This window comes from Pseudoalteromonas sp. JB197 (assembly GCF_002332205.1).
GTDB lineage: Bacteria > Pseudomonadota > Gammaproteobacteria > Enterobacterales > Alteromonadaceae > Pseudoalteromonas > Pseudoalteromonas nigrifaciens.
In genome coordinates this window covers 2,906,710-2,931,708 of record NZ_NRGZ01000001.1, presented here as the reverse complement: position 1 = coordinate 2,931,708, position 24,999 = coordinate 2,906,710, and the positions used below count along the sequence as shown (strand labels likewise).

The window sequence follows — 24,999 nt, the reverse complement described above, 5'->3', positions numbered from 1 at the left end:
TTCAGTTCAATCCAAAAGATCCAGTGATGACTGTCCCGCGGTCTTGGCAAGTCCACCTGAGGGCGGCATGGTAGTTGACGACATATCGTTGTACTTCACATCTATAATGTTGCCGTTTTCCATCACAATGAGTTTATCGGCGACAGAGAAATATCGATCATCGTGACTGATTACGACGACAGCTTTACCTTTGTTTCTAAGATCAGGCAGGATGTTGTGATAAAATATTTCTTTAAAAATTGGGTCCTGATCCGCGGCCCATTCGTCGAAAATATAAAGAGGCTTGTCTTCTATAAAACTGAGCACCAACGCTAAGCGCTTACGCTGTCCGTCGGATAATGCCGTTGTGGAGAAACCTGTATTAGTAACCGTTATCTTTTCATCCAGTTGCAAATCCTTGAGGTATTCTGTAATGACGGTTTGCTTAGCCTCATCCAACTCCATTAGAATTCGATCAAACAGATAGAAATCCGTGAATATGGCAGAGATTTCATGACGACAGGCGTTTAATGTAGCATCACTTACCCGCGTGTCACCGAAGATGATCTCACCTGAGTTTTTTGCATAATGTAGAGAGATGACTTTGCCTAGGGTTGATTTTCCAGACCCATTCCCCCCAGTGATAAAAGTAATTTCGCTGCGATTTAACTCTAGGTTAATCGGTCCAATGACAAACTCGTGATTGTCACTTTCGTGGCGGTAAAACACATTGTGAAATTGAATGCTTTGCCAAGTTGGGATAGCGCAAGCTGCTTCTTTTGCCCTCTCTTCAGGCAAACTTTCCAGAATGCCATTCACCTTATTCAAAGAAATTCTAGCGAGAGCAATTTGGGGCAAACTGTTGATTACAAAAGCCACAGGGCCTGTGATATATAGCAGAGCCATCACCACACCAATCAACTCAGCTTGCTCAATTGAGTGGTAGTTGACGAAAATAAAGGTCGTAACGCCAATGACGTAGAAACTGATAAGGTCGCCATAATTCACCGCAGCACGAATAATAGTGTTACCTTTTTTATCCGCCTCCAGCACCTGCTCTTCGTTCAATAACAGGTTTTTATCCAAAAAGTTCTGGCGCTTTTCTTTATCCAGCTTTAATTCTTTGACACCCATTAACAAACCCTGGATGCTCTCGTGTAAGTCGTCGACATATTGTCTTGCACGAGAGAAATATCGGTTACCAAAGAACATTGGAATTTGATAAGTCACTACGCCAAACACAATGGCACCAATTACTAACACAAATACGTCAGCATTGAGATAAAGTAAGAAACCCAGCATTCCCATAACTGTCACTAGGTTAATAAGCATATCGGGCAACACTCTTGCTCCGATAACTATTCGGGCGATGTCAGTGGTAATAGTTGCAATGATCTTGGCTTGGCCGACTCGCTCAACCGACGCGACTGGGGCTTTTAAGACTCGATAATAAAGTCTTTTACGCAGTTGTGCTGTAACGTTCGTCGCCAGTCGTACGAGCATAATTTGTGAAGCCGAGCGAGCCAAAAGTATCAAGATGCACACCCCTAAAAACAGGGCGGCAATATGGTACTGGGCCACTTCAAACGAGAGAAATGTACGCGCTTGGGCAGACACTGGGTCAAGGCCACCTTGCTCTGACGTAAGACCCAGCATAACAACTGGAATGAGCAACGAATACAATATTCCCGAAAATGCGCCTAACAGCACAGAGAAAAAGACCACATTAGGTGCGGCCTTAGTAAAGGCATCAAATAGTTTCATTTTTTACCATCCAAATGTGGGTTAGTTTCTGGTAACAGGGTCAACACCGACAAGCCTTGTTCGTTAGATTCAGTGCCTGTTAAATCAAAGTACTCGACACGGTTGAAAGGCTTAATCATGTCATCATAATGCTGACTAAGTACGTTGCCTGACTGACCTGTAGAATTCATGTAGAGGTGACGAGCGGGGCCTGCTCCTAGCTGTATCAGCTGTCTAAATCCAGCTCCAAAGTTTTGTTTATAGCCATCTGATTCTGTAAATTGACCACTGGCAACATTGATTGTATTGGGAGAGCCACCACTGTGAATGCTGCGCTCGAATAGCGAGTCTAAAATATTAACCTCACTAAACGGTGTATGGGTGTAATAGGCATGCTGCACCTTTCCCCACTGCCACTCCTCTATGTCAGATCCCATAAGTCGGGTCAATTCCTTCAAAGACTCTTGCAGGGCCTGCTTAACAATCATGCGGCAATCTTCTAGTTGTTCAGTGTTAATATCGTCACACCAACTTTGATCACGATCTGAGCTGATGAGTGTTAGCAGCTGTTGATAAGACACCCCCTGTACCAAGAACTCTAAATGCTGCTTTTTACTACTCTGATTCCAATAAGCAGACAGTTCGTCCTGATAGATAGTCTGACGAATATGACGTATCCAGTTAATAAACAAGGTAGCTGCGACGCTGTCCTGCGTCATTTCGCCATTCCAATCTCGAACGACGGATAAGGTATCACCTATATCAGCATCGCCATTCAAAAGCTCAGTCAATACTCGCTTTAAAAGCAACGCGCCAAGATTAAGCTGATCAGCTTGTATGGTTCGCATGTCTTCCATGTCCAACTCACCATCTTCAGCGAGTTTATTCATCAACATCTCTTCGATACGGATGGCTCGGTATGGCTGAGCCCAGTCATGGCTCAAGAAATACGGGTAGTCGTCACCAATAATTTTGTTATTTGCAGAAACAATAAGACCAGAGTCAGGGTTAAAACTGGTTGGCATATCCTCAAATGGAATATAACCAAGCCAATGGAAGCCGTCATTGGCTGGGAATGGTAAATTTCCAGTCCCTTTGTTACGCACAGGCACTCGACCTGCCGCGACATAGCCTATATTTTGCTCATCGGCATAGAGCATATTTATGGTGGGAGCCACATACAATTTCAGTGCATCTTTAAATTGCTGCCAGTTATTGGCGTAATTTAGTTGGTAAAAAGCTTCATAAGTGGTGTCTTCATCATCAAGCGCTGTCCAGCGAAGGGATATCGGTTGATCGTGAAAGCTATCCACCACATCGCTGATAATAGGTCCACGATGCGTTTTTCGAATCTTAACTTCGACGGGCTTTAGCGGTTCTCTAAGAAATGCTGGAAAATCAGGTTTTACAAAAATTTGCTCGGTTCTGACATCAAATGGGTGCCATTTTTCTCCATCCCAATATTGCTTAGGGTTTTCAGGATTTACTTGCTCAACAAATAAGTCTTGGGTATCAGCCATCATGTTAGTGCCCCCCCAAGCAATCTTTGTATTTTGACCAAACACGACTATTGGCAAGCCTACTAAGCTCATCCCTTTAGCATTAAGGGCATCACTGGATTGTGTAAGGGTGTACCACAACGATGGGATTTGCAGTCCCAAGTGAGGATCATTGGCCAAAATGGGTACGCCTTGAGTAGTGTATTTCGCAGCCACAACCCATGCATTACTCCCCACATATTCACCACCGATTCCATAATCACTGGACAATGTTTGTCGGATATCTAATAGGCCAGCAATGCTTTCTGGAGGCAAGAGTTCCTCTTTACGCACTGTGACGGGAGAATCTTTGGGGTATTTAGGAAACAATTGTTCTACAGTTTGTTCATCAAACTTCTGTAGTGCAGCAAACCGTCTTAAGTCTGACCACATCCCATTAGACAAGTTAAGTGCAAACATTTTTGCCCACGCTAGGCTGTCGATAGGTGTCCAAGTTGAAGGTTTGATCCCTAACAAGGTGAACTCTGGGGGCAATGTCGGATCGGTAGCGATGAATTCGTTGATGCCTGCTGTATATGCTTGTAACGAGGCTTTTGCTTCCTGTGATAAGTGCGGCCACGCCCGTTCTGCCGCTTCGTATATACCAAGTGTACGGATCCAAATATCCGTATTTAGTTGGCTACGCCCAAAGATCTCACTTAATTTGCCATACACCATCCGGCGCTGTACTTCCAACTGCCAAAGCCTGTCTTGAGCATGTACAAAACCGGTGGCGAAATACACATCATCGGCAACCTCTCCTGTGATATTCGCCACCCCATTTATATCTCGCGCAACCACCACCTTTGAGCTGATATGCTGCACCGACCTGCTCTCTACTTGAGGGGGCAGTGAGCGAGTCGCTGAAAAATATATATAAATCAGCATACCTATAATGGGCATAAGCACCCAAATTAGAAAACGGGACATCAACGGATAACGGCCAAAAATAGTTGTCGCTAAGCTCATGTAATTACTCCTAGGTAAGTCGGGGCAAGGGGTGGTTTACTTGCCTGAAGGGCCACTAGTGCTCTTGTGCGCAGCGTGGAAAATCGCTACAAATCAGTGGCACAGGAAAAGTGAAACTGTCAGAGTCATCAGTCTTAGTTCTGGTGTCGGTGCGAGTTTTTGATGTAAACAGATTGCACGTACTGTTTACACCACAGGTTGTGGGGGTGTTCATTTGTGCACTGGTTGCAGTTGCCGCTACAGCAGTTTGGCTTACCAACATATTTAACGCGCAAGTAGTGGCAACAACAGTCAGCGTTTTAGAAAAGTGATGGTTAATAATCGTAAAGATGTTCATGGCATTCCTCCTGTAAAAATTTAATAAGTCGAATTATCATTCTTGTCTGGGCGCTTTATAAATTAACGCCACCGACCTTATAAATTTTTACCAATTCGGAAAGATGAAGTACTTCACAAATCCCTTGGCATTAGTCCCATTTATCTAAGTTCAATGATTTCGCTCTCTCCAGAGCCAAAAACATCAACTAAACAACCCTCCAGTTTTTCTGAGCAATGAATATTTCGAATGTTACCGTCTAGTTTTACACTCTCATAGCGTATATTTTGAGATATCGAGTATCGATGCACTGTATCTCCGCTGGCCCAAATAATTTGATCTTGTAAAACGTCCCACATAACAGAAGAATAAGATTCAAAATCCTTAATGAGCAGGGACTCTTGTCCTGTAGTTATATCAAACTTCCACAATCCTCTAGTCCTAAACCGAGTGAATAGGTAGCCATCAACCGAATCCATGACAACAAACCCGTTGATACCCAACGGTTCCATCTGTTCAGATACCAAATCCATCTGCTGCAAACTCCAGTTCTCGTCTTTAACCGTGGCAAAGTAAAGATAGTCTTCATTACGACTTAGCCTGATATTATGCACCACCTCCTTTTCAGCTTGACCCAACCAAGTCATTTCCTTGCTCTGCAAAGATAGTTTGAAAATACGGTTATTAGAAATGCCGAAAAAAGCTTGGTGCTTATCTGAATATTGCAGCTTCTGAATTTGCGGAGGCAACTTAGAATCCCAAGCTGTCCTTACTGAATCTTGAACTCTTTCCCAAATTTGCAATTTGCCAGAGCGATTGGACAAAAAGAATAAGCCTGAATTTTGAGCTGTCATTGGATTATAATCCGCGTAAAGCGTTGTAACCACATCCGTTACGGTGACTTTATCTTGATCCAAATTCGATAGCTTTAGGATGTCTGAATTACTAATAAATCCACGGTACGCAAAAACTCTACCTTCTGATACAACGGGATAACTCAGCGGTAGTGTACTTTCACTTATGACCGATTTTTGGTCAGTGTAAACATGATGCTTTACCAGCTGACCATCTTCATTTTTATATATTAATTCGTCATCGTTCATCCAGGTAACATGTTCAATTAAGTAGGGAAACTGAACCAATGAAACCATGTCCCCACTGGAATTATTTTTAATCAGTATATTCGTAGCGCCCCAGTGCAAGTTGCGAACAATTGCCATATGGTTACCATCTGGAGAAATCGAAAAAGCATAATCTCCACGGCCATCAGATGTGGGGGCGCTATAGCTGCGTTCATAAGATGTAGTGAGGTCATGTAAAATGATTTGAAATGGCTCAGAAAGAGCTTCAGATCGAGAAAAATAAATTTTATTGCCATCTACTGAGAATTTGGGTGTTGTCCAAAGCCCAGATAACCCGCATTCAGATACCTTCTTAGCCGATTCGCGCACAAAGCCGTTGTTAAAGTCCATGATCCAGACCTCACACTCTTCCGAGTTGTCTAAAATATAAACTATTCGCCCAGCATCACGAGAAAAGTTTGGTGAACGATGATCAACGCCTACTTCAGAAGGCAACTGATATTGTGTGCCGTGCAGCAAATTGCGCGCAATTATGTGCTTTTGTCTGTTCGCTACGTTTTGGTGGGTGTACACCAACCACTTTCCATCAGAACTGATATCAAACTCCAGTTCTAGGCCTCTTTCAAAAGTAAGGATTTCTGCATTACTATACTTTTTTATTCCAATTTCAGATACATCAGCATTTCCTAGCCTTTCGACGCCAAAATACGAAGCAGAAACCGAAAATATAGTCAAAATAAGCGCATAAAAGTACCATTTTGAAAACACTGAGTCGCCATGACGACCAGCTGGTTTACGGGAGATAGCAACATTGTTAACCTGCTCACTCTGTGGTTTAGAGGATTGAAGATTCGGGTTCAGCAACGAAGAACCTGTATTCTCCTGTGTCTCTGAGGTATTCGACAAGTTTGGAGATGGCGGTTCAAAAGGAAATGACTGATTGAAGTCTTTTTGGGAAGCGATTGTGAAATCGGTATGAGGTGTATTCGCTTTGGGGTCTACATTTTCCTCTACTTGAGAGATTTCACCCACAAACCGATACCCCTTTTTCGGCACAGTTTGAATCAGCCTCACATCATTTCGACCATTGCTGATAGCTTTTCGCAATTCAGAAATCACAGATGTGATTGTACTGGAATCACGATGGACAGTACCCCAAACCTTTAGCAATAGTTCATCATAGGAAACCGTGTGTCCATGAGCCTCAATCAATGTCTCCAAACAAAGGTTTAGCCTTGAAGGTAGAGTAACAACTTTGCCATCACTAAAAGTTAGCTCTTGATTTTTAGGGTTAAACTTCCAGAAAGTTCCAATATAAAATTTCATTGACTGCTTCCTGCACTCCTTTAATAGAACAGACACCTAAATTAGATATCATTAAATTTCACAGTAACTTGAAAAGTATCATTGTCATTGTTTTTACAAAGCAGTCTGAACAAGCACTCTAAAAATTACTAGGGCACTTTTAGACCACAACAAAATGTCAGTTTTGAGTATTTTTAATTTCAAAAATAATACAAATAGATTTTTCATCTGCTTTCTCCTTGCTATGTCAAAATGTATTTATCGGCGCAACAACCTGCCAAAAGTAAAAAAGAAACAAAACCTTGCAACCATTCACTACAACTTAAAACAAAAAAATTACCAAATTGACAATAAAGCAACATCGATTCTACACAAAGATATCATCAATGCCTAGCCTATTTCGGTTACCAATGCATCAAAAATAACAATGAAGGTGTCATAAGAGAAATAAAAAAATTCAGGGATACGAAAAATATGAGAGTTGACGTAAGTTTAGCAATTATCTATTCGATAAGTGCCAATAATGCCATAACTTGGTAATTCGATAAGCTCCAATAATATGCTCATTTTGGACTGAAATTCTGATAATTATTTGTGCTGTTGAATGTTGTTCATAGCAGGAAGCAAAAACAGGAATATTTGCCTAATACTATCACCTTAATATAGGCTGAGATGTGTCTCACTAACGGGGAAGTGGACACACCCCCTGGCTGCTGCTCACGTTAAAATAGAATTAGTCGATCCTGAAAATATCGGTTTTTTCGTCGAAAGCTAGATTGAGACAACAAAAATTCAGATGTAAAAAATTGCCTGTAAGATTTCACCTTTTCAAAAATTCTCACCCACGCTAGTTAAAATACCATTGAGTTTATCGCCCCCCTTTCTAACGGTTAAATCTTAAGTGTCATTCTCTATAATTTTCAAGAAACGGGGCAGCGCGTGGTTTGTACAAAGAATATAGCTTCGATTTGCTGAATTTAACTTGTTTCAACCGCTTTTTGCTTGTCTAAGTTGAATGGTCATCTCAGCTGACAGCTCAGTATTCAACTTACGAAGAATGTCGCGCAATACCCGCGAGATACAATTCCAATTTCTTCAACTCATTGCGCATCCGCTTGTATTGCTTGGTATGGCGGCTGTGCTCCTATACAGCTTTGTTTATTGAGTGCTTTGCTTGCCAGTGATATACTGATTTTACGCTTAAAAGGAGCATTGACCGTTGAGAGATTATCTGTGAACAATTTGGGATTGAAAGCAGGCCACCTAGTCTGGATTTTTTCTATTTATAATATTGGAATTGGCTTTTTTATCGAAGGGTTTGACGCCATATCCCAAAGTATCAGTGAAGTGGCTCTCGAAGCCCCTTTTTTTGCTTGGTCACACAGAACTGCCAACGTGCTTATCGGTCTTTCTATGTGTTTTTTTAGTTTCTCGCTAATCCGACTCCACAAGGGCTGGCTACCTTTTTCCACCGTAGTGATCTCATTGTTAGGTTTAAGTATGATAAGTGCGGGGATCTGGACCCTTGAAACGCCGTTACATCTACTTTATAACCTATCGATTTTTATGATTTTGGTACCGGTATTCTTCGCTGTAGAGTTTAAGTCCCAATTTCAGTCTGAGACCTTTGAAAAAGTCTGCCTGCTTTTTAGCTTTATACATGTGCTTGTTTTTTGGTCTATTTATGCCAATTTTATTCCGTATGAGTACAACGGCCTTATCCAGCGATTATGGGCAGTGCTAACTATGGGTTGGTTTGGGTTAGCAGCAAAAACGTTAACGTCCTCCTTAGCCATAGAAAAGCACTGATGAATACAAGCGGTTACCGCAATAGGACTATTTTGGTAACCGCCCAGCTATTCGGGTAATCAAGTAATTTGCCTGTAACTGATAATGGCAAGTAAAGTGTCGTTGTCCTTTCAACCGCTCGGCATAGCACTTATCCAGTTCCAACTCCAACGTTTGCTCCGTTAGTGATATTGCTCGCACCTGTGATTCCTCAAACCCCATGTATTCACCGACATAAGGGAAAACCGCCTTGAACAAACTCTCTTTTGCTGAAAAAGCTAAAGTAATATACTGCTCTGATGTCATACCGGTTTGCATCAACAACCGTTCTTCCTGAGAGCCAACCACATTGGAACGAATGTCTCTGACCACATATTGTGACATCAATGGCTCTACATCAATACCAATAAAATCATTACAGTGGCTAAAAGATACCGCACAAAGTGTCACATTATCACTGTGAGTGATAGAACCGACGATTTTCTGTGGCCAAATAGGATTTCTGTGACAACCAATGCTCACATGTGTATCGCTGGTACCCAACTCAGTCAAAGCTATTTTGGCACAATAACGACCCGCTAAAAACTCTGCCTGTCGCCTTGCCACCGCCCTCCCAAACTCGATAGGGAATACAATTCCCAGTTCAGAAAACAGGGTAGACTCATACCTTGTTACCTGAAACTCTGTTTGGGCAATCACAATATTTGAGACCAACCGAGTAACACCTACATTCCTAATAAAATCATTATCAGCTTCATGCGTCAGCAACTGCTTATTCATTAAAGGCCTCAAGTAATCTTGAGTGCTGGGGCTTTGTCAGTTTGGTCGGGATCCCATGTTTCAGCCCTACTATGATACTGTGGAGTTTATCAATCACGACATAGCGATTGTGATCAATGAAGAAATGATCACCTTTAACGTAGTGTATCTCGGTTTGATAAGAGGTAAGCTGCTCCCATGCTGCAAGTTGCGATGAGGTAACCTCATCATCAGCGTCCCCCCCAAGTACGGTTATAGGACAGTGAATTTTGATTTCTGGACTCTGATATTTATAGGCAATTCTAAAATCAGCTCTGAGCAGTGGTAGCAAAAACTGAATAAGCTCTAGGTTATCTAATACCTCTTGAGGCGTGCCATTGAGATCTTTTAGCTTTTCTATGAACAAGTTATCCGGCAATGTATGGAAGTCACTATCCAGCGCACAAATATTCGCCGCCCTACTTCCTGAGGCAATGAAGTGTTGAGGGCCGTCAAAACCGCTTGCTTCTAAAGCAATTGCTAATGCAAACGCCATCCGGCTCCCCAAACTATGCCCAATGAAAATATATGGCGTTTCAGTAATGTAGTCAGAACACAGCATAAGATCCTTTATGATCTTGTCCATCTCATCAAGCGCAGGTTCCATGATACGGGTGGCACGACCGGGCGGCTGTACCGCCACTAACTCAACGCCATGAGGCATGTGTTCGGCCCAAGGAATATAAGTGGTAGCATTCCCCCCTGCGTATGGGAAACAAAACACCCGCAATCGAGGTTTGAAGACTGGCTTTGGTATTATAAACCACTTTTCTTTAAGCTTTATTTCATTCATAACTAATCACCTCTTTAATGTTGCCATATCAGCTGGTGACCGGCTAGCGTCTTCCACCACAGGGATAACAATTGCCCCTTTTGCCGCATTAATAACTCCGCTCTCCTGTTCCACAGGGACAGCACGCACAATAGAGCCACCGTAATTATCAGCGAAATCAAAGGCCCCCCAGATAAAATGATGGGCACTAGGCTGCTGCGGATAAACACAGGTGGTGCTATGATCCGGTGAACAGTAGGATTGCAGTAGCCAGTCTCCTTCCGCAATGGCTACCTCTAAATCGTCAGCCCATTGCTGCGCAGTAATGAATTTACCTACACGAACATGATCGCCTTTCAAAGATTCGGCTTTTTTCAACACAAGAATGTCTTTGTTTGCCTTGGCATAGTCAGTCAAAGATTCCCCCAGCGAGGAAACGACTTTTACAGCTCCTTGGTTTTCCTGTATACAGGCGTCCATTTTCACTTTACAGCTCCACGGGATGTGCTTTTGGACTAACGTTTGTTCTTGCGGACTTAACTGCGCCAGCACTTTAGGTTCGTGCAAAAGCGCAAATAACAATTTATTACCTACAAACCGATGGGCCAAGGTATCAGGACAGACGATTTGTTCACTTTGGTGACTTTTGAATAACTGCTCGTAAAGCTCGCTCGGCAGCTCAGGATGGTTTACAAAAGCGATGTCCATTTGTTTGCCACCAAAGTAAATAGCGTCATTCTCATCCACTTGAATATTGTTGGTGGACTCTGTTATGGATAACGTGCCTTTGGGAAGATGTTGCTCCTGCAGCATGTTATAGATGAGGTTCAACTGCGATTCTACTTGAAACTTCGTAGAAAAATCAGGAAAAACTGCCAACAACAAAATATTTGGGTTTCGTTGTCGAGCTTTAGCAATAGGTTGCCCCATGCCCACTAAAGCTTGCATAAATTCTATCATCACCTGACGATAGGACAGCCGCCAGTTTTGGGTTTGTGGAAACTGTTTGAACATACCTTCGATAATCACTTTTAGGCTGTCCAGCTCCCATCCTCCCACATTTGAGCCTGCATTAATTTCGAGCAGTTTAGCTTCTTTTTGCTGATATAAATAATCATAGCGCATCAACAACTGTTCTCGTTTAACCGTGTTGCATGTCAGGTTGTTATAAAAGCTAGCTGGCAATTGAAAATAATCAGCGAAAGCCTGCGCATCACCTTCGAACATCAGCTCTAGAGCACGATAGCACAGCGAGGGTAAGGGGCTGGTTATTTCCCGTAGTTGGTCAATTAGCTGTCCATCAACGATTACCGGCCAAGAACCAAAAGCGCATTGATATTTGTTAACAAAGTCTTTTACCTGTTTCTCTTTACAAATATTAAACTTCTGCATTTGCGGTTTACTCACGAGCAAACTGAGGAGCTTGCCATTTAAGGTCGAGTAAAAGTTATCTGCAGTTTGGTTTTGCTCTGTTTCATGCGCACAAACCCGCGTAGGTTGCTGGTCCATTGTGCAATCGGTTTGAATTTTTGTCATATCAAATCAACTCCTTTATTAATCATACGACAAGGAGCAGGATAGCTCCGATATCGTTTGATGTACGTATAATTCGCGGGTACTAAAACTAGGAAGATTGCGCTTCTTCAATTCCGACATAATGCGCATGGCGTATAATGAGTTCCCTCCTAAATCAAAAAAGTTATCATTAGCAGAGACTTCACACCCAAGTACCTCCCGCCAGATGGCAATCATTTGTTGCAACATCTTATCTGCATTGCTTTGAGAGCGACCATTTGACTCGCTATGAGCAGTGTTTTTTCTATCACTAGCTTCTGATTGAGACATCTGTGCAGCGGTTTGCTCGTGTGCAACTGGCTCGTTTGCTGATGCCGAGTTTATGATTCGCTCAGGAAGGGCTTTTGTATCTAGTTTTCCGTTCGCGGTTAACGGGAACTCACTAACTCTATGCCACTTTGTAGGCAACATATACTCTGGTAGAGTTTGCGCAGCCAGTTGTTTCAGAGGTGTCAGATCTTCACAATGAGTTTGTAAATATGCTTCTAAGCGGGCAGAAGCAGCATCCTGTTTCTCGGGTTGCTGCAATAAAACAGCAGCACCTTGAACATCAGGTAGCCCCAACAATGTGTGGCGGATCTCTCCTAGCTCAATGCGGTAACCTCGCAGTTTTACTTGTTGATCCAGACGCCCAAGGTGCTCTAAAGAACCGTCAGGCATTAAGCGCCCCTTATCACCACTGCGATACAAGCGATTACCAGAACGAAGAGGGTCGTCAACAAATTTTTCTGCGCTAAGCTCTGGCTTGCCGTGGTACCCCAGAGCAACACCAGCACCGCCTACACAAATTTCCCCAGCTAATCCTGGCGGCAAGGGGTTCATCTTTTCATCCATGACATAACAATACCAACTTGGCAGTGCTGTACCAACGGACTTGCTTCCCGCAAGCGCATCCTGACGAGTGACATCATGCCAAGTCACATGAACGGTAGTTTCGGTAATACCAAACATATTCACCAGACGACACTCTAACTCTGAGTAGCGTTGCATCCAAGGTAGTAGAGCCTTAGCATCTAGCGGCTCTCCACCAAAGATAACCAGACGAACGTCACATGCTCGCGAGTGCTGGAACTCTGCTTCTATAAACTGATAAAAAGCCGACGGAGTTTGATTTAGCACTGTCACCTTTTCATCTACCACTAGTTGATAAAAAGCTTCAGCAGAGCGAGATACCCAATAAGGGACTATCACCAGCTTGCCACCAGTTAACAAAGCCCCCCAAATCTCCCACACTGAGAAGTCAAAAGCTGTTGAGTGAAATAATGTCCAAACATCTTGACCACTCAGGGAAAAGTTATCTTTGGTGGCCGCTAATAAACTGATCACATTGCGATGTGGTACCATCACACCTTTAGGTTTACCGCTGGAACCTGAGGTATAAATCATATAGGCCGCCTGCCCAGCATCAGAGCTACTTGATTGAACTGGCGCATTTGATTGTGTAGAGGCTGCAAGTGTAAACGCCTCAAGACTCATGATATTGGTCTCTTCACACGACGGACACTCCCCAATGACCAGTGCCATTGCAGCATCCGCTACCGTGTATTGTAGACGCTCAGCCGGATAGCTGGGATCCATCGGCACATAAACGGCACCTGCATGCATTGTAGCCAACATCAATGCGATTAATTGAGGAGAGCGCATCACACAGATACCTACTTTATCACCCGGTTTAACGCCAGCTTCTTGCAATGCCCGAGTATATTGATTAGCGAGCATCTGCAACTCGCCATAGCTAACTTGTTGGCTTTCCAAGGTGAGCGCAACAGCATCAGAGTTGCATTTTACCTGTACTGAAAAAGCCTGTTCGATACGTAATTCGCGACTTCCCTGAGTATTTTCTGCATCATCGGATACATTGTTCAACAGGGCCATATCTGCACTCAATCGATCTTTATCTATAATGCTCAGTTCAGCGTAACTGAGTGCCCGATGTTCGGTAGCTTGTTTACTTAAACGCTCTTCATTAACAATCTGTAATGCCACATTATTTATACAATCAACTAGGTTCTCTACACCAGTCTGATCGTAATGAGCAGTGTCAAAATTGAATACCAAAGCAACACCGGTTTCTAATGGCTGCGCTTCTATGCTCAACGGTAACGGCGGCGCGAGATAAGGGTAATAATGTTGCTCAGCAAAAACCTCAGATGGTTGCAATAACCACGTTCCCCAAAATACTCCAATGCTAACCGTATCCGTATCCAGCCTATCGCGAGGACAAGATACAGCGCTTTGCCAAGCTTCTAAAAGCCGTTCACCTTCTTGGGTGATGCTGCTTTTGGGTGACGAAATCGCTAATGGTATCAACCTAAGCCTGTCACTTGTTTGCCTAGCACTTTTTGGATCAGTTTGAACAAGCTCAGCCCCCGCTATAACAGGCGAGCTTTCACCATAAAACACTGTCAGTACCCGCGCCACGGCAATCAGCAAAGTAGCCAAATTCTGCGCCCCTGGGATAAAAGCTCGATGCTGTTCATATATACATTGAGCCCCAGTATGGCGTGTATCCTCGACATCAACAGGATCTAGTTTTGCCCAGCTGGCTACCGGAGAGCCATACCCTGGGATTTTTACAGGTGCTAAATCAAGGAAATGGGGAGCGCTTATGCCCGCTTGTTGAGCAGGTTCGCATGCAACTATCTTTTGTGCCAGTTGCTGGAGTTCGCCACAATATACTAGGGGGTTCGCACTAATGATAATGAGATCTGCAATTCCATCAGAAAAGGTAAGAAGCACAACTCTGGTTTCACAGCTTACAAGACGGCTTATAGGCTGTGATAGATGCTTTTTGACATACTCTTCTGCAGCCTCAGTATGACTATAGCTATGACAATGATCAATGTGTACCGTCGTAGCCCTTTGTGACAGTTTGTCTTGTTCACCTTGAACGCTTGCAAAAGGTCTTTTGTAATAATTAAGCATTGCTCGGATAACATCTTGCTCATGAATGCGGCAACGCAGTGCTCGGCATTGGACAAGGGGGTAGCAAGCCTTTTGCGAGCTGGTAACTGGTGAGTTAGAAAATAAGGTATGTTGCATTAAATACTCCCAAACTACCTGATGGAAAACCCAGCATCAACTGTAATGTTGCTGCCGGTTACTCGCACAGATTCATCCGAAGCCAACCACACAGCCGCATTCGCAATATCGATTGGCTCCACAAGCGCATTCATGGGTTGAGACTCAATAAACGAAGATTCGTATTCTGTGCTATCTATTTGTAAAGAGCGGGCGATCTCTGCCAGCATCTCTCCCTCTTCACTCTGAGAATCTCGTACTGAGCCAGGACTAATCGCATTCACCCGTACTTTTGACGGCGCATAATCCAGCGCAGCGGCTTTAGTAAGGCCAATCACACCATGCTTTGATGCCACATAGCCCGCAAAGTATCGGTAACCCACTATGCCCGCGGTGGAGGCAATATTGATGATACTGCCCTGCTGTTGTTCCACCATGAATTTCCCTGCCGCTTTCATCAATCGCCAAGCACCGGTTAAATTGATGTCCAGCATGAGCTGCCAATCTCCTTCACTGGTGTCATGTAAAATCTTGCCTGACGGTGATACAACTCCGGCATTGTTGAGTAAAACATCAATACGCCCAAAGCGCTTAACAGCTTCATAAATAGCTTCATTCACCTGTCGAGCATCTCTAATGTCCACATTCATGGTAGTCACAATCGATCCATGCTGTCTGCATAACTGTGCGGTATGCTGCAATTGACTTTCAGAGCCCAAGTTGTAGGGTACCCCAGGTATGTTCTGTGCTACATCCAACAATACGAGGTTGGCACCATTGGCACTGAATTGTTGGGCACAGGCACGACCTAAACCTCTGGCCGCCCCCGTGACGATAATTGTTTTATTGACAAGTCTCATTTATCTACCCTGACTAGTTTAGTGATAGCTCAATGGCGTTTAATAGATCTGCTGGAGTATCCACAAAAAACATGTGTCCACCAGGCATTTCCCCACAGCGTAAAGACTGCTGTGTAGCCTTCTGCCAGCCTAAGAGCTGTTCACGACTTACCAACTCATCGTCTATGCCTCGCAAGGCGATGATATCCAGCTGGATACCTTGCGAGAAATCAGGCTTATAGCTCTCGTGCATCGCTACATCCGCTCGAAGGGTAGGCAATAGCAGTTCCCGCATAAAAGGATCCGTTAAAGCAGGATGGGTGTACCCTGAAAAAGTCGCAACCTGCTGTAAAAAGGCATCATCGTCCAAACCAGTTGCGCGAGCCTCTCTAGGATTCCACGGATCTGGGGAGCCGCTCACAATTAAGCTTTGCAACGACAAAGGAATCGCTTGTTTAAGTATTTGATGAGCTACTTCAAAGGCTAATACCGCTCCTAAACTGTGACCGAACAACACCGTTGGCAGGCTGTTGTCAACTAATTCGGGGATTTCTTGTGCTATGTCCTTAGCAGCCTGAACGACAGAGGTATAACAAGGTTCACTGAAGCGCTTTTCTCTGCCTAACAGCTGAATCGGCACTAGATTGAAGTACGGGTTCAGACCTGACCAAGGCGCGAAAAAAGACGCCCCGGCACCAGCAAAGGGTAAGCACACTAGATTAACTTTCTGCTGGCTCATAATTTAATCCCTCCTCAATGAATAGTTCGGCATCCTGAAAGCAATTGCACGCAGGGGCAAAATACAGGCGAGTACTGTGGTTAACAGGATTACGATCACCGTAAACAGTGTTGGCAAGATGTACACAGGCAACGAGAAGTCAAAGTACTCTTTGGCAAAAAAGTAGACTGCAGCGGCTAACAGCATGCCTATGAATAACCCCATGACTGTAGCAACACTATTATCCTTCAATACTAACTTTATAATGCTGTTGGGCTTGGCACCAATGGCCATGCGAATGCCTAATTCATTTTGTCTGAGTTTAACGCCATAACTGAGTACACCGAAAATTCCCAGCGCAGCCAGTAATAAAGTCATCACCGCCAACATGATGGTGATCGCTATTACCACATAGTCTTTTAGTAGCAAATTGTCATAGGCGTCTTGCACATTACTGTACGAGTATAATGAGAAGTTGCCGTTTACTTGCTTAACCAGCTGATTGATTTGCGATTTGTTTAACATCTGTCCAGGCTGCATTTTGACAATAAAGTTAAAGCCAGTGGTACGAGTGACATACACTCGGAACGTCGACGAACTACGAGGAATACTGATATCTCTCACCACACCAATCACAGTGTAGGGATCAGGTTTATTTTGCCAATAATAGCGTTTACCCAAAACATCTCCGCCAGGCACTAAATGGTTTGCTAAAGTTTCATTCACGATAATGTTGTTACTGGTATCGCGCACTTCCTCACTGGAGAAGTTGCGACCTTTTATCAAAGGCAATTCCATAATAGAAAAGTACTGATCATCCACCAAGTTGGTATTCGGTGACAATCGACCATCACCGGCCTGATTGAGGGCCAATAGTGATGTCCAATCGCTAGTCATCATCGGGGCAAACAGCGTGTTACTAACATTCTCAACACCGGCTTGCTGTAGCAAAACTTCACGAACACTTTCAATATACTGAATGCGCTCATCTCGGCTAAATTGTTGTGTCCCCGAACCTAAGGTAAAGTGTATTCTGTTTTCGGTAGCAAAACCGGAAGGTTTGCTTATGACTTCGATAGAGTTATTCAGCAAGTTTAAGATGCTGAAGATCAATACCGACGCCAACGCAATTTGGCTGGCTACTAGCAAATTTCTCGTAGTTTTCGAGATCTGCAACCCGGTACCTTTACCACTACTTTGCATGAAACCATTGAGTTTGCGGTAATCCAAGGAGCGACAAACAATAAAGGCAAAACAAATAGCCAACAGCACCGTCAGCACAAGAGCGAAGATCAGGCCTTGCGCTCCTAGCGCTAGTTCATCAATACGAGGGAGCACACCAGCTGTAAAATGCCTTAACAAACTGCTCACTACTGTTTGCACCAGCAAAGCAAACAGGCCTGAGAAACCCACCAATACTAGGTTCTCTGCCAATACTGTACCAAACACTTGTTTTGGTCCGGCTCCTACCGTTGCCTGTATAGCCAACCTGCGCTGATTTTCCGCGGCTCTTGAAAGCAGTAAGTTACCCACGTTAACGCAAGCAATAAACAGTAATGAAATACTTCCAGCGAATAGCATTAATGCAGTGCGATAGCTATCTCCAACAATTAACGTTTTGAACGATTGCACATCAATATTGATACGAGCGTTTTGTAAAAAGCCCACCCCTACAGTTTCTTGCTTGAACCGCTCGTTCAGCACTGTCGACAACTGTGCACTGGCTTGTTCAGCCGTCACATCAGGCTTTAAACGCCCAACAAAACGCAGCGCTCCAGTGGCCGATTGCCAATCTTTTCTAAAAGCTTCATTCCAATCATTAAACTCCCAAGGCACCCAGATATCGGCTACGGAACTGGTATTGAAGATACTCGGTTCCACAAAGTCTTCGGCAGCCACTCCCACAATGCGGTAACTTTTGCCTGATAGTTCTACTGTTTCAGTGAGTATATCGTGACGTTGCCCAAATTCTCTTGTCCACAAACGGTGACTGATAACTGCAACAGGCTCATCCTCAGTACTAAAAGCAGAGCCTATTTCCATAGCCATCCCCACCAAAGAAAACCATTGTGCAGAGCTATGCACCACAAAAACTCTAGGCTGGTCAGTTAAATTTAAAATAGCCGTTTCTGCATAGTTAAGAATGGCGCTGGATTCAAACACCGTTTGCTGCTTTTGCAACAACTCAACACCGGGGTAAGGATAAAAGCCATTTAAGTTGAGCTTATCGCCGTCGTAACGCTGCCCAACGGCAACGTGCAACTGTTCGGAATCAGGGTAAGGCAGTGGTTTAACAAGCAGTAGATAGCTCAAAGCAAACATACTCAACAAGGTACCAATAGCCAGACCAAGAGTGATCACAACAGGCAGGCTTAGTCCTGGGCGGTTGAGCACATTTTGCAGGCCGCACTTTAGTTCATAACGCCAATTCATGCTATCTCCTCGTAATTCTGAGTACCAAAGTTGATTTGTCCGTCAAATAAGGACAATTTGGTTTTTGCCATATCGGCATAGCGAGGATCATGCGTTACCATGCAAATAGTTGTGCCTTGCTGGTTTAAGGTATCTAGCAATTGCATGATCAGCTCACCATTTTTGGAATCCAGATTCCCCGTTGCCTCATCTACCAGTAAAATGGCAGGCTCAGTTACCAATGCTCGGGCAATTGCGATGCGCTGTTGCTGTCCACCAGAAAGTTGATTAGGTTTGTGATTAATGCGATGACCCATTTCCACTTTTTTCAAGCTATCTTCTACTCGAGCGCGAATGGTATCGTCGCTAAGTTGCTCGTCGCTATAACGCAATGGTAGGGCTACGTTTTCAAAGACTGACAGTTCGTCAATAAGATTAAATTGCTGGAAAACGAAGCCTATTTTTTTATTTCTGACTTGAGCGGCGTCAGCCAAAGAAAGTTCCGTCACATCTTGACCATCCAATATATACTCACCACCAGACGGGGCATCCAACAGTCCCATGATGGTCAATAGCGTGGATTTACCACAACCAGATGGACCAGAAATTGATACGTAGTCGCCTTTAGCTATTTCCATGTCCAACTCTTTGAGCGCATAGGTTTCCATTGTCTCGGTTGAGTACATCTTAGTGATATTGCGCATTTTGATGATAGGTTGTCTCATGATTCAAATTTCCTAATTAAATAATTTTGATAGTCTCAGCCGAGCGATAAGCCGAGGTGTCCGACAATACAACTGTAGAATTGCTGGAGATTGGAGATAATAATTGAATGTACTGCCCTGAGGCCGCACCAAACTTCATGGTGTGGCGCTGCGCACTTTGGCCATCCTCTAAAAGCAAGAACACCACTGCCTCAGAATAGGCAGAGACATTTGCTGGGCGCTGCACATAGTAAGTGTTAGGAATATTTTCGGTCACGATTGTGGCGTCGATGCTCAAGTTCGATCTGGCACTACTTGGTAGTTCACCGATAAGCTTGGCTTCCACCGTGACAGTGCCTTCTTCCACAGTAGGATCAATGCGCTTAATTTGCCCCATTATTTTGTCGGCGCGAGTATCTATGATAGCTTCCTGACCTACAGCGATAAATTCTGCTTTGGCCTGAGGCACTTTGATAAGGGCCACTAAATCCTTCGTGCTGCCTAGCAACACTAGCTTGGCCCCTGCGGTAATGCTTTGCCCCAATTCAATATGCAGTTTTTGCAAGACCCCTGACATACCAGCACGCACGGTTAAGTTATCGAACCGACGTTGAATGGTTTGCTGCTTACCTTCGCTTTGCTTGATAAGCTCTTGTTGGATGTTGATGGCTTCTTGATTTACCTGTTTCAACTGCTCAAGGCGGTTTTGGTAAATATCTATTCGCTTATTTAGCTGCTCCGATTTGAGTAAAGTTTCCTGATAATCCAGTTGACTTACAATGCCCTCTGCCAGCAGTTTAGTTTGTGCTCCAAGGCGAGCGTTGGTAGTAGCATATTGAGCGCGGATCTCTTCCAGCCCAGCTTCCTCTTGCAATACCTCACGTTTATGCTGCAAGATCAGTTGACGTAGGGTCGCTTTTCGCAAAGCCAATTCCTGCATCGCTGTGTTTAACTCCTGCTCTAATTCGGGATTGCTCAGGCGTAAAATCACACTGTCGGGTTCTACCAGAGCGCCTGGTTTTAGAACAATTTCTTCAACCGTTGCATTACTTAAACTAGTAAGCAGTTTTTGTTCACCTGAGCGAAGGTGTCCGTATCCTGAGACTTCCACTGAAAATGCACCATAATGCACTTTACCGATGAGTATGGAGTCTTTTTCCAGTTGTATGTCATCCTCATTACTGCTTTGAATCATCAAAGCAGCAAAAACCATAGCTAACACACCCAGCGCCACGTGAAAGTAGCGTGAGTTCAATTTCTTAGCCGGCTTTTTTGGGGTTTTGGCTATATCCATGCTGTTTCTCCATTAATTAGTTCTATTTAAGTCGGCACTGGGTTTAACCATACCTACGAGTATCTTACGGTTCCCAACAAACGGCTCTCTACCATGAGTAAACTTCAGATTATCCAGCAACAGAAGATCGTTCTTTTGCCAATCGAAGCTACGCAAGTTACGTTCATAGGTTTGTCTTATCTGTTGCAAATACTCCAAAGGAATGGGACTGCCATCACCAAAATAAGCATTACGCGGTAATCCTTTTTCCCCATATGACTGTAACAACGCGTCCTGCTCAGCTTGCGCAAAGCTGCTAACATGAAAAAGATGGGCTTGGTTAAACCATATCCGCTCTTGCGTCTGGGGGTGAATTTGTACCGCTGGATTAACTTGGATGGTACGTAAGCGATCACCCGGCAACCAGATGAAACGCAAACTGTGAGCCTGACAATAGGCTTCTACGTCTTGCTTCTCAGTCGTCTGGAAGACTTCTTGCCAAGGCAAGTCAACATCTCCGTAGTTACGCACATACATAACGCCCTTTTCCTCGAAAGCCGATACAATCTCCCTAGGCAACTGTCGATAGATTTCACGGCTATCACAAATGGGAGTACGCCCTCCTTGTTCAGGCTCAATTAGACACAAAAAGCCTAAATAATCAGGCCAGCTATCGGAGTACGCATTTTCATTGTGCTGCTGAATTACTTCATCGCAGCTGTACTCAGTCGCCGTGTATACATTGCCTTTCATACCGGTACGAGGCGTCGAACGGTAACGATATTCCAAAAGTTCAGAGTCAAACAGATTGGTCAATACTTCGCTGAACTTCTTGCTACTGTTAACTTTTAAACCTCGCAGTAACACCGCACCGTGTCGTTGCAACAATTCCAATACCTGCTGGCGATGCTGCAATGCCCAATCTTGTATCTTGATGGCACCTGTATTTATATTAAACACGATAGGGGTATCGTCAGAGCACACACCAGCTGAAGCTTGTGCAACATAGCTCGGCGATGCCGATGAATCCCTATCTAAATCAGTGGTTAACCTTTCCATAGCGTTACCCTATAACCAGATCGTTGCGCTGAATGGGATCTGCCTGCAAAAACATAATGCGGCGCTCCCCTTCGAACGGTCTGCGAGAGTGGGCGGTGATGAGGTTGTCTAACAATACCAAGTCGCCTTTTTGCCAACTAAAGTCGACAGTTTCTTCCAAATACGCCTGACGTAGTAACGTCAGTACATCATCTTCAATGCGGCTACCGTCCCCGTAATAGGTGTTATTCGGCAGACCTTCTTCTCCACAAATGCTCAGCAAAGCTTCACGAACACTTTCTGGCAAAGTGGAGTAATGGAAAAAAGTAATATGGTTAAACCACGACCGCTCTCCTGTTACAGGATGCTTTAATGCTGCTTCTCGTATTTGACGTGTGCGCAAGTGCTCATCAGACATCCACTCCACAGCTATGCCTGCTGCATGGCAATAATCCTCAACGTCCTGTTTACGAGTAGTTTTAAACGCCTCTTGCCAGGTCATTCCTATTCCCGTGCCATAGTTGCGAACGTACATCCATTTCTTTTCTAAAAACCGAGAAACCACATCCGCAGGCAACCTTTGATATATGCGACGACAATCGGCTAGGGGGGTTTGACCCCCTACCGGCGAAGGCTGATCGCAATAAAAAAACAACTTATTAGGAAAACTCTGCATGTAGGAGTTTTCATTGTGTAGGAAGATGTTTTCATCACTGCGATAATCAGTGGAAGTAAAAACATTGCCACTAATCTTGCTTCTAGGAGAGCTTTCTTCCACGTTGTTAAAAGTAACATCACTCAGTTTTCCAGCGGCTTGTTCAAATTCCGCTGCGCTCATGTGTGCAAACCCGCGAAATAGAATGGCACCATGCAAAGGTAGCTTACCGCTCGCTGCCTCTGCGTTCTGCTCCAACCATTGCAACAAGTCGTCACCGCTTGCTGGCGCATTGATGACAAGGGGTAATGGGTATTTTTTCGACGCCTGTTCATTCATTACGACTTACTCCTTGCTGGCAACATCAGCTTGTCTCACTGACAGTTGGAACAGATTACCGAATACAGGAAAGAGCTTAGGTACTTGGCGCAACTCTAAAGCATTCGCAGCAAGTTTGAGTCTATCCTCTGATTGAGGTAACTCACTCTTCCAACTAAGAGTTAATTGATTCACACCTTCGTTTAATAACTCTGCCGCCATAGTGATGGTTTGTGTTTTCCATCGCTTACCAGCTTGAATTTCGGCTATGATTGCGCCGTTACACAACAACTTCACTGGCAGCTCTGAGGCTAACTGAACACCTAGGCGTAAAGTGGCCGTAAGTAATAAATCACGATCATTTCTAGCGACAAAACTAAAATGGTTTTGCAGGTCATAAGCCTGAAAATATGCAGGTGTACCGCCTTCATTGCCTTTACCCGTTTGAGCATTCGATATAGCAGTGCTATGAAAGAATGGGTTTAACAGATCTGTCGCTTGTTCGTTCACCTGCAAATTCGACAAACGGGTTTCTAGTAGTCTCTGGCCAGCTTTGATCCCTCGTTTCTCTAAAGCACTGGTCATCGCATCGAACAACACTTTGTCGAAGCACTTGAACTCCATATTAAATAGGTAACGCTGCAAATTCGGTGAGACTTGTTCCATTAATTGCTCAGAGGCTTTATGCATCCATAACGGTAAATCACTACGAGTTTGCACCTCCATAAACAACTGCATTACCTCTGCAATCGCTTGATCTTTCTCCAGAGCCTGCTCGCAGAAGTACTCAACCAGTTCAGCACTTTGCCCCCAATGAGCATTGTGGATAGCCGCCAGAAAGTGTCCTTCAGACTCGGTTTGCAGGCTAATGTCCGTGGATTTTCCCATTAGCGGCTGCAACTCGAAGGTCTCTCCAGCCCAAAGTTTGATATGATGACTAGCAATAGCTGCCATGGCGACTTTGATGCCTTCACTGCTTAGGTGACAGTAATCTAAAAACAGTTCTCTACCTGGTAACTTATTTTCACAAGCATTGCTGTCAGCATTTAAGTACTGACTAAATACCTCAGGTAAATCAATAACATGCTGTTTATTTAACGATACTTCAGCTTTCAATGTATTACTGCTGACAGATAACATACGAGGTGAGTTACTGCGCATAAAATCCCAACATGCTGCATCACAGGCAGCCTGCAAATGAACACGGCGCTTTTGTGTTTCGCCTTGTTGTTCGTATACTTCAGCCAGCAGATAATGAGTTACTGAACAATTCTCTTCATCCAGCACCAACATCTGATTCGCCAACTCTTGTGCTCTGTCAAATTTAGCCTCATGAATAGCTGCAGTTGCCTGCGCATATAGCTCCTGCCATTGCTGATTTCGGCCAGTAACTAACCAAGGTGCATTGCTAGGTGGATCGCGCCAGTCTTGTAGACAAAACTCAGGAATTACCCAACTAACGGGAATGTCATTCTTGCCGTATAGGTCATCAACTTTGTCTACCAGCGCTTTAATATCGGCCTCTAAACAGGTTTCAATTTGACGACGAAAACCACTAACGCCTTGCTCTCGTAATCCATCAGCAAGGGTAGCCAGCAATGGTGCGTCCTGATTAGCCCCCACGCCCCAGTTATTACCTGCAAAGATGACCAATGCATCAGGGTTTAAGGCGACAGCTGCTTCGGCTAGTTCTGAAATTGTGGTGAGATCAGCGTTGGTTCTGGCCAAATCAACAACTTCCACTTCTTCTTCTCCAAAACGGGACTGCAAAATACTCTGCAATACCTGAGCAGGCGTATACATAGGGTCGTACAAGAATCCACGTGCAGCTGACTCACCCAGATAGACAATGCGTTTTTTCTGAGTTACCGCTTCAATACGTGGGTTTTGAGCCCACATAGGCCAAACATCGGCCATGGCAGGATCTCGCTCATAGGCAGCAGATTCAACGCCTTGCTGTTTATCTTGGTCTGCAAGTTTCCAAATACCTATGTGGTTGTGCTGTTTGCTATTCTTTTTAGGAGCTGTATCACCAGGTTCAAGACCTAATTGTCTGAGCAGGTGCACCAGCTCTTTGCTTTCTTGATGCTGCATCATATTAGCCAGACGATCAGCGCGATTAATGTGTGCTTTAGTGATCTCTTTCATTAGAATTC

The 24,999-nt window shown here is 44.2% G+C and carries 17 protein-coding genes; 1 reads left to right on the top strand and 16 read right to left on the bottom strand.

Annotated features, from left to right (window positions below; all coding sequences use genetic code 11):
• Nucleotides 1–6: 6 nt before the first annotated feature.
• The 4 genes from CIK86_RS13755 to CIK86_RS13740 all read right to left on the bottom strand — a co-directional run bounded on the left by CIK86_RS13755 (nucleotide 7) and on the right by CIK86_RS13740 (nucleotide 6,953).
• A complete protein-coding gene (locus tag CIK86_RS13755) occupies nucleotides 7–1,743 on the bottom strand; it encodes a cyclic peptide export ABC transporter (RefSeq protein ID WP_024602294.1) in 1,737 nt (578 codons plus the stop codon).
• On the bottom strand, nucleotides 1,740–4,229 hold the full coding sequence (locus CIK86_RS13750; protein ID WP_024602295.1) for a penicillin acylase family protein: 2,490 nt from the start codon (nucleotides 4,227–4,229) through the stop codon (nucleotides 1,740–1,742). Before CIK86_RS13750 ends, CIK86_RS13755 begins: the two co-directional genes overlap by 4 nt.
• A 55-nt stretch (nucleotides 4,230–4,284) precedes the next feature.
• The gene (locus tag CIK86_RS13745; RefSeq protein WP_024602296.1) at nucleotides 4,285–4,566 is read right to left on the bottom strand and encodes a hypothetical protein; all 282 of its coding nucleotides are present in this window, start codon (nucleotides 4,564–4,566) and stop codon (nucleotides 4,285–4,287) included.
• A gap of 140 nt (nucleotides 4,567–4,706) precedes the next feature.
• Entirely contained in the window at nucleotides 4,707–6,953 is a 2,247-nt protein-coding gene (locus CIK86_RS13740; RefSeq protein WP_024602297.1) for a winged helix-turn-helix domain-containing protein, read from the bottom strand.
• Nucleotides 6,954–8,093: 1,140 nt separating this feature from the next.
• On the opposite strand from CIK86_RS13740, the gene CIK86_RS13735 reads away from it, so the two are divergent.
• Nucleotides 8,094–8,741: a DUF998 domain-containing protein gene (locus tag CIK86_RS13735; protein ID WP_253944064.1), complete on the top strand. Its 648-nt coding sequence runs from the start codon at nucleotides 8,094–8,096 to the stop codon at nucleotides 8,739–8,741.
• Nucleotides 8,742–8,768: 27 nt separating this feature from the next.
• Here the strand turns inward: CIK86_RS13735 and CIK86_RS13730 are convergent, their stop codons facing one another.
• Genes CIK86_RS13730 through CIK86_RS13675 form a run of 12 tightly spaced genes read right to left on the bottom strand, consistent with a single transcriptional unit; the run spans nucleotide 8,769 to nucleotide 24,991 of the window.
• Nucleotides 8,769–9,500, bottom strand: a complete 732-nt coding sequence (locus CIK86_RS13730; protein ID WP_024602299.1) for a 4'-phosphopantetheinyl transferase superfamily protein — start codon at nucleotides 9,498–9,500, stop codon at nucleotides 8,769–8,771.
• Nucleotides 9,493–10,311 carry a thioesterase domain-containing protein gene (locus CIK86_RS13725; RefSeq protein WP_029750392.1) on the bottom strand — a complete coding sequence of 273 codons (819 nt, stop codon included), beginning with the start codon at nucleotides 10,309–10,311 and terminating at the stop codon, nucleotides 9,493–9,495. Before CIK86_RS13725 ends, CIK86_RS13730 begins: the two co-directional genes overlap by 8 nt.
• Before the next feature lie 6 nt (nucleotides 10,312–10,317).
• Nucleotides 10,318–11,826, bottom strand: coding sequence for a hypothetical protein (locus tag CIK86_RS13720; protein WP_024602301.1), 1,509 nt, complete (start codon nucleotides 11,824–11,826; stop codon nucleotides 10,318–10,320).
• 18 nt (nucleotides 11,827–11,844) lie between these two features.
• Complete coding sequence (locus CIK86_RS13715; protein ID WP_024602302.1) at nucleotides 11,845–14,907, bottom strand: amino acid adenylation domain-containing protein; 3,063 nt, start codon at nucleotides 14,905–14,907, stop codon at nucleotides 11,845–11,847.
• Between the two features lie 14 nt (nucleotides 14,908–14,921).
• Nucleotides 14,922–15,746 (bottom strand): SDR family oxidoreductase, encoded by an 825-nt coding sequence (locus CIK86_RS13710; RefSeq protein ID WP_024602303.1) that lies wholly within the window; start codon nucleotides 15,744–15,746, stop codon nucleotides 14,922–14,924.
• Between the two features lie 13 nt (nucleotides 15,747–15,759).
• A complete protein-coding gene (locus tag CIK86_RS13705; protein ID WP_024602304.1) occupies nucleotides 15,760–16,464 on the bottom strand; it encodes an alpha/beta fold hydrolase in 705 nt (234 codons plus the stop codon).
• A 3-nt stretch (nucleotides 16,465–16,467) separates the two neighbouring features.
• Nucleotides 16,468–18,876 (bottom strand): ABC transporter permease, encoded by a 2,409-nt coding sequence (locus tag CIK86_RS13700; protein WP_086993156.1) that lies wholly within the window; start codon nucleotides 18,874–18,876, stop codon nucleotides 16,468–16,470.
• Nucleotides 18,873–19,580 carry an ABC transporter ATP-binding protein gene (locus tag CIK86_RS13695; protein WP_024602306.1) on the bottom strand — a complete coding sequence of 236 codons (708 nt, stop codon included), beginning with the start codon at nucleotides 19,578–19,580 and terminating at the stop codon, nucleotides 18,873–18,875. Before CIK86_RS13695 ends, CIK86_RS13700 begins: the two co-directional genes overlap by 4 nt.
• Before the next feature lie 16 nt (nucleotides 19,581–19,596).
• A complete protein-coding gene (locus CIK86_RS13690; RefSeq protein ID WP_024602307.1) occupies nucleotides 19,597–20,853 on the bottom strand; it encodes an HlyD family efflux transporter periplasmic adaptor subunit in 1,257 nt (418 codons plus the stop codon).
• Nucleotides 20,854–20,865: 12 nt separating this feature from the next.
• Nucleotides 20,866–21,891, bottom strand: a complete 1,026-nt coding sequence (locus CIK86_RS13685) for a TauD/TfdA family dioxygenase (RefSeq protein WP_024602308.1) — start codon at nucleotides 21,889–21,891, stop codon at nucleotides 20,866–20,868.
• A 4-nt stretch (nucleotides 21,892–21,895) separates the two neighbouring features.
• Nucleotides 21,896–22,864: a TauD/TfdA family dioxygenase gene (locus CIK86_RS13680; protein ID WP_051385871.1), complete on the bottom strand. Its 969-nt coding sequence runs from the start codon at nucleotides 22,862–22,864 to the stop codon at nucleotides 21,896–21,898.
• 6 nt (nucleotides 22,865–22,870) lie between these two features.
• The gene (locus CIK86_RS13675; protein ID WP_051385872.1) at nucleotides 22,871–24,991 is read right to left on the bottom strand and encodes a hypothetical protein; all 2,121 of its coding nucleotides are present in this window, start codon (nucleotides 24,989–24,991) and stop codon (nucleotides 22,871–22,873) included.
• Nucleotides 24,992–24,999 lie beyond the last annotated feature (8 nt).

Bases quoted from the DNA above. Each gene is read 5' to 3' on its own strand.
- CIK86_RS13755 (WP_024602294.1), bottom strand. From the start codon at position 1,743: ATGAAACTATTTGATGCCTTTACTAAGGCCGCACCTAATGTGGTCTTT.
- CIK86_RS13750 (WP_024602295.1), bottom strand. From the start codon at position 4,229: ATGAGCTTAGCGACAACTATTTTTGGCCGTTATCCGTTGATGTCCCGT.
- CIK86_RS13745 (WP_024602296.1), bottom strand. From the start codon at position 4,566: ATGAACATCTTTACGATTATTAACCATCACTTTTCTAAAACGCTGACT.
- CIK86_RS13740 (WP_024602297.1), bottom strand. From the start codon at position 6,953: ATGAAATTTTATATTGGAACTTTCTGGAAGTTTAACCCTAAAAATCAA.
- CIK86_RS13730 (WP_024602299.1), bottom strand. From the start codon at position 9,500: ATGAATAAGCAGTTGCTGACGCATGAAGCTGATAATGATTTTATTAGG.
- CIK86_RS13725 (WP_029750392.1), bottom strand. From the start codon at position 10,311: ATGAATGAAATAAAGCTTAAAGAAAAGTGGTTTATAATACCAAAGCCA.
- CIK86_RS13720 (WP_024602301.1), bottom strand. From the start codon at position 11,826: ATGACAAAAATTCAAACCGATTGCACAATGGACCAGCAACCTACGCGG.
- CIK86_RS13715 (WP_024602302.1), bottom strand. From the start codon at position 14,907: ATGCAACATACCTTATTTTCTAACTCACCAGTTACCAGCTCGCAAAAG.
- CIK86_RS13710 (WP_024602303.1), bottom strand. From the start codon at position 15,746: ATGAGACTTGTCAATAAAACAATTATCGTCACGGGGGCGGCCAGAGGT.
- CIK86_RS13705 (WP_024602304.1), bottom strand. From the start codon at position 16,464: ATGAGCCAGCAGAAAGTTAATCTAGTGTGCTTACCCTTTGCTGGTGCC.
- CIK86_RS13700 (WP_086993156.1), bottom strand. From the start codon at position 18,876: ATGAATTGGCGTTATGAACTAAAGTGCGGCCTGCAAAATGTGCTCAAC.
- CIK86_RS13695 (WP_024602306.1), bottom strand. From the start codon at position 19,580: ATGAGACAACCTATCATCAAAATGCGCAATATCACTAAGATGTACTCA.
- CIK86_RS13690 (WP_024602307.1), bottom strand. From the start codon at position 20,853: ATGGATATAGCCAAAACCCCAAAAAAGCCGGCTAAGAAATTGAACTCA.
- CIK86_RS13685 (WP_024602308.1), bottom strand. From the start codon at position 21,891: ATGGAAAGGTTAACCACTGATTTAGATAGGGATTCATCGGCATCGCCG.
- CIK86_RS13680 (WP_051385871.1), bottom strand. From the start codon at position 22,864: ATGAATGAACAGGCGTCGAAAAAATACCCATTACCCCTTGTCATCAAT.
- CIK86_RS13675 (WP_051385872.1), bottom strand. From the start codon at position 24,991: ATGAAAGAGATCACTAAAGCACACATTAATCGCGCTGATCGTCTGGCT.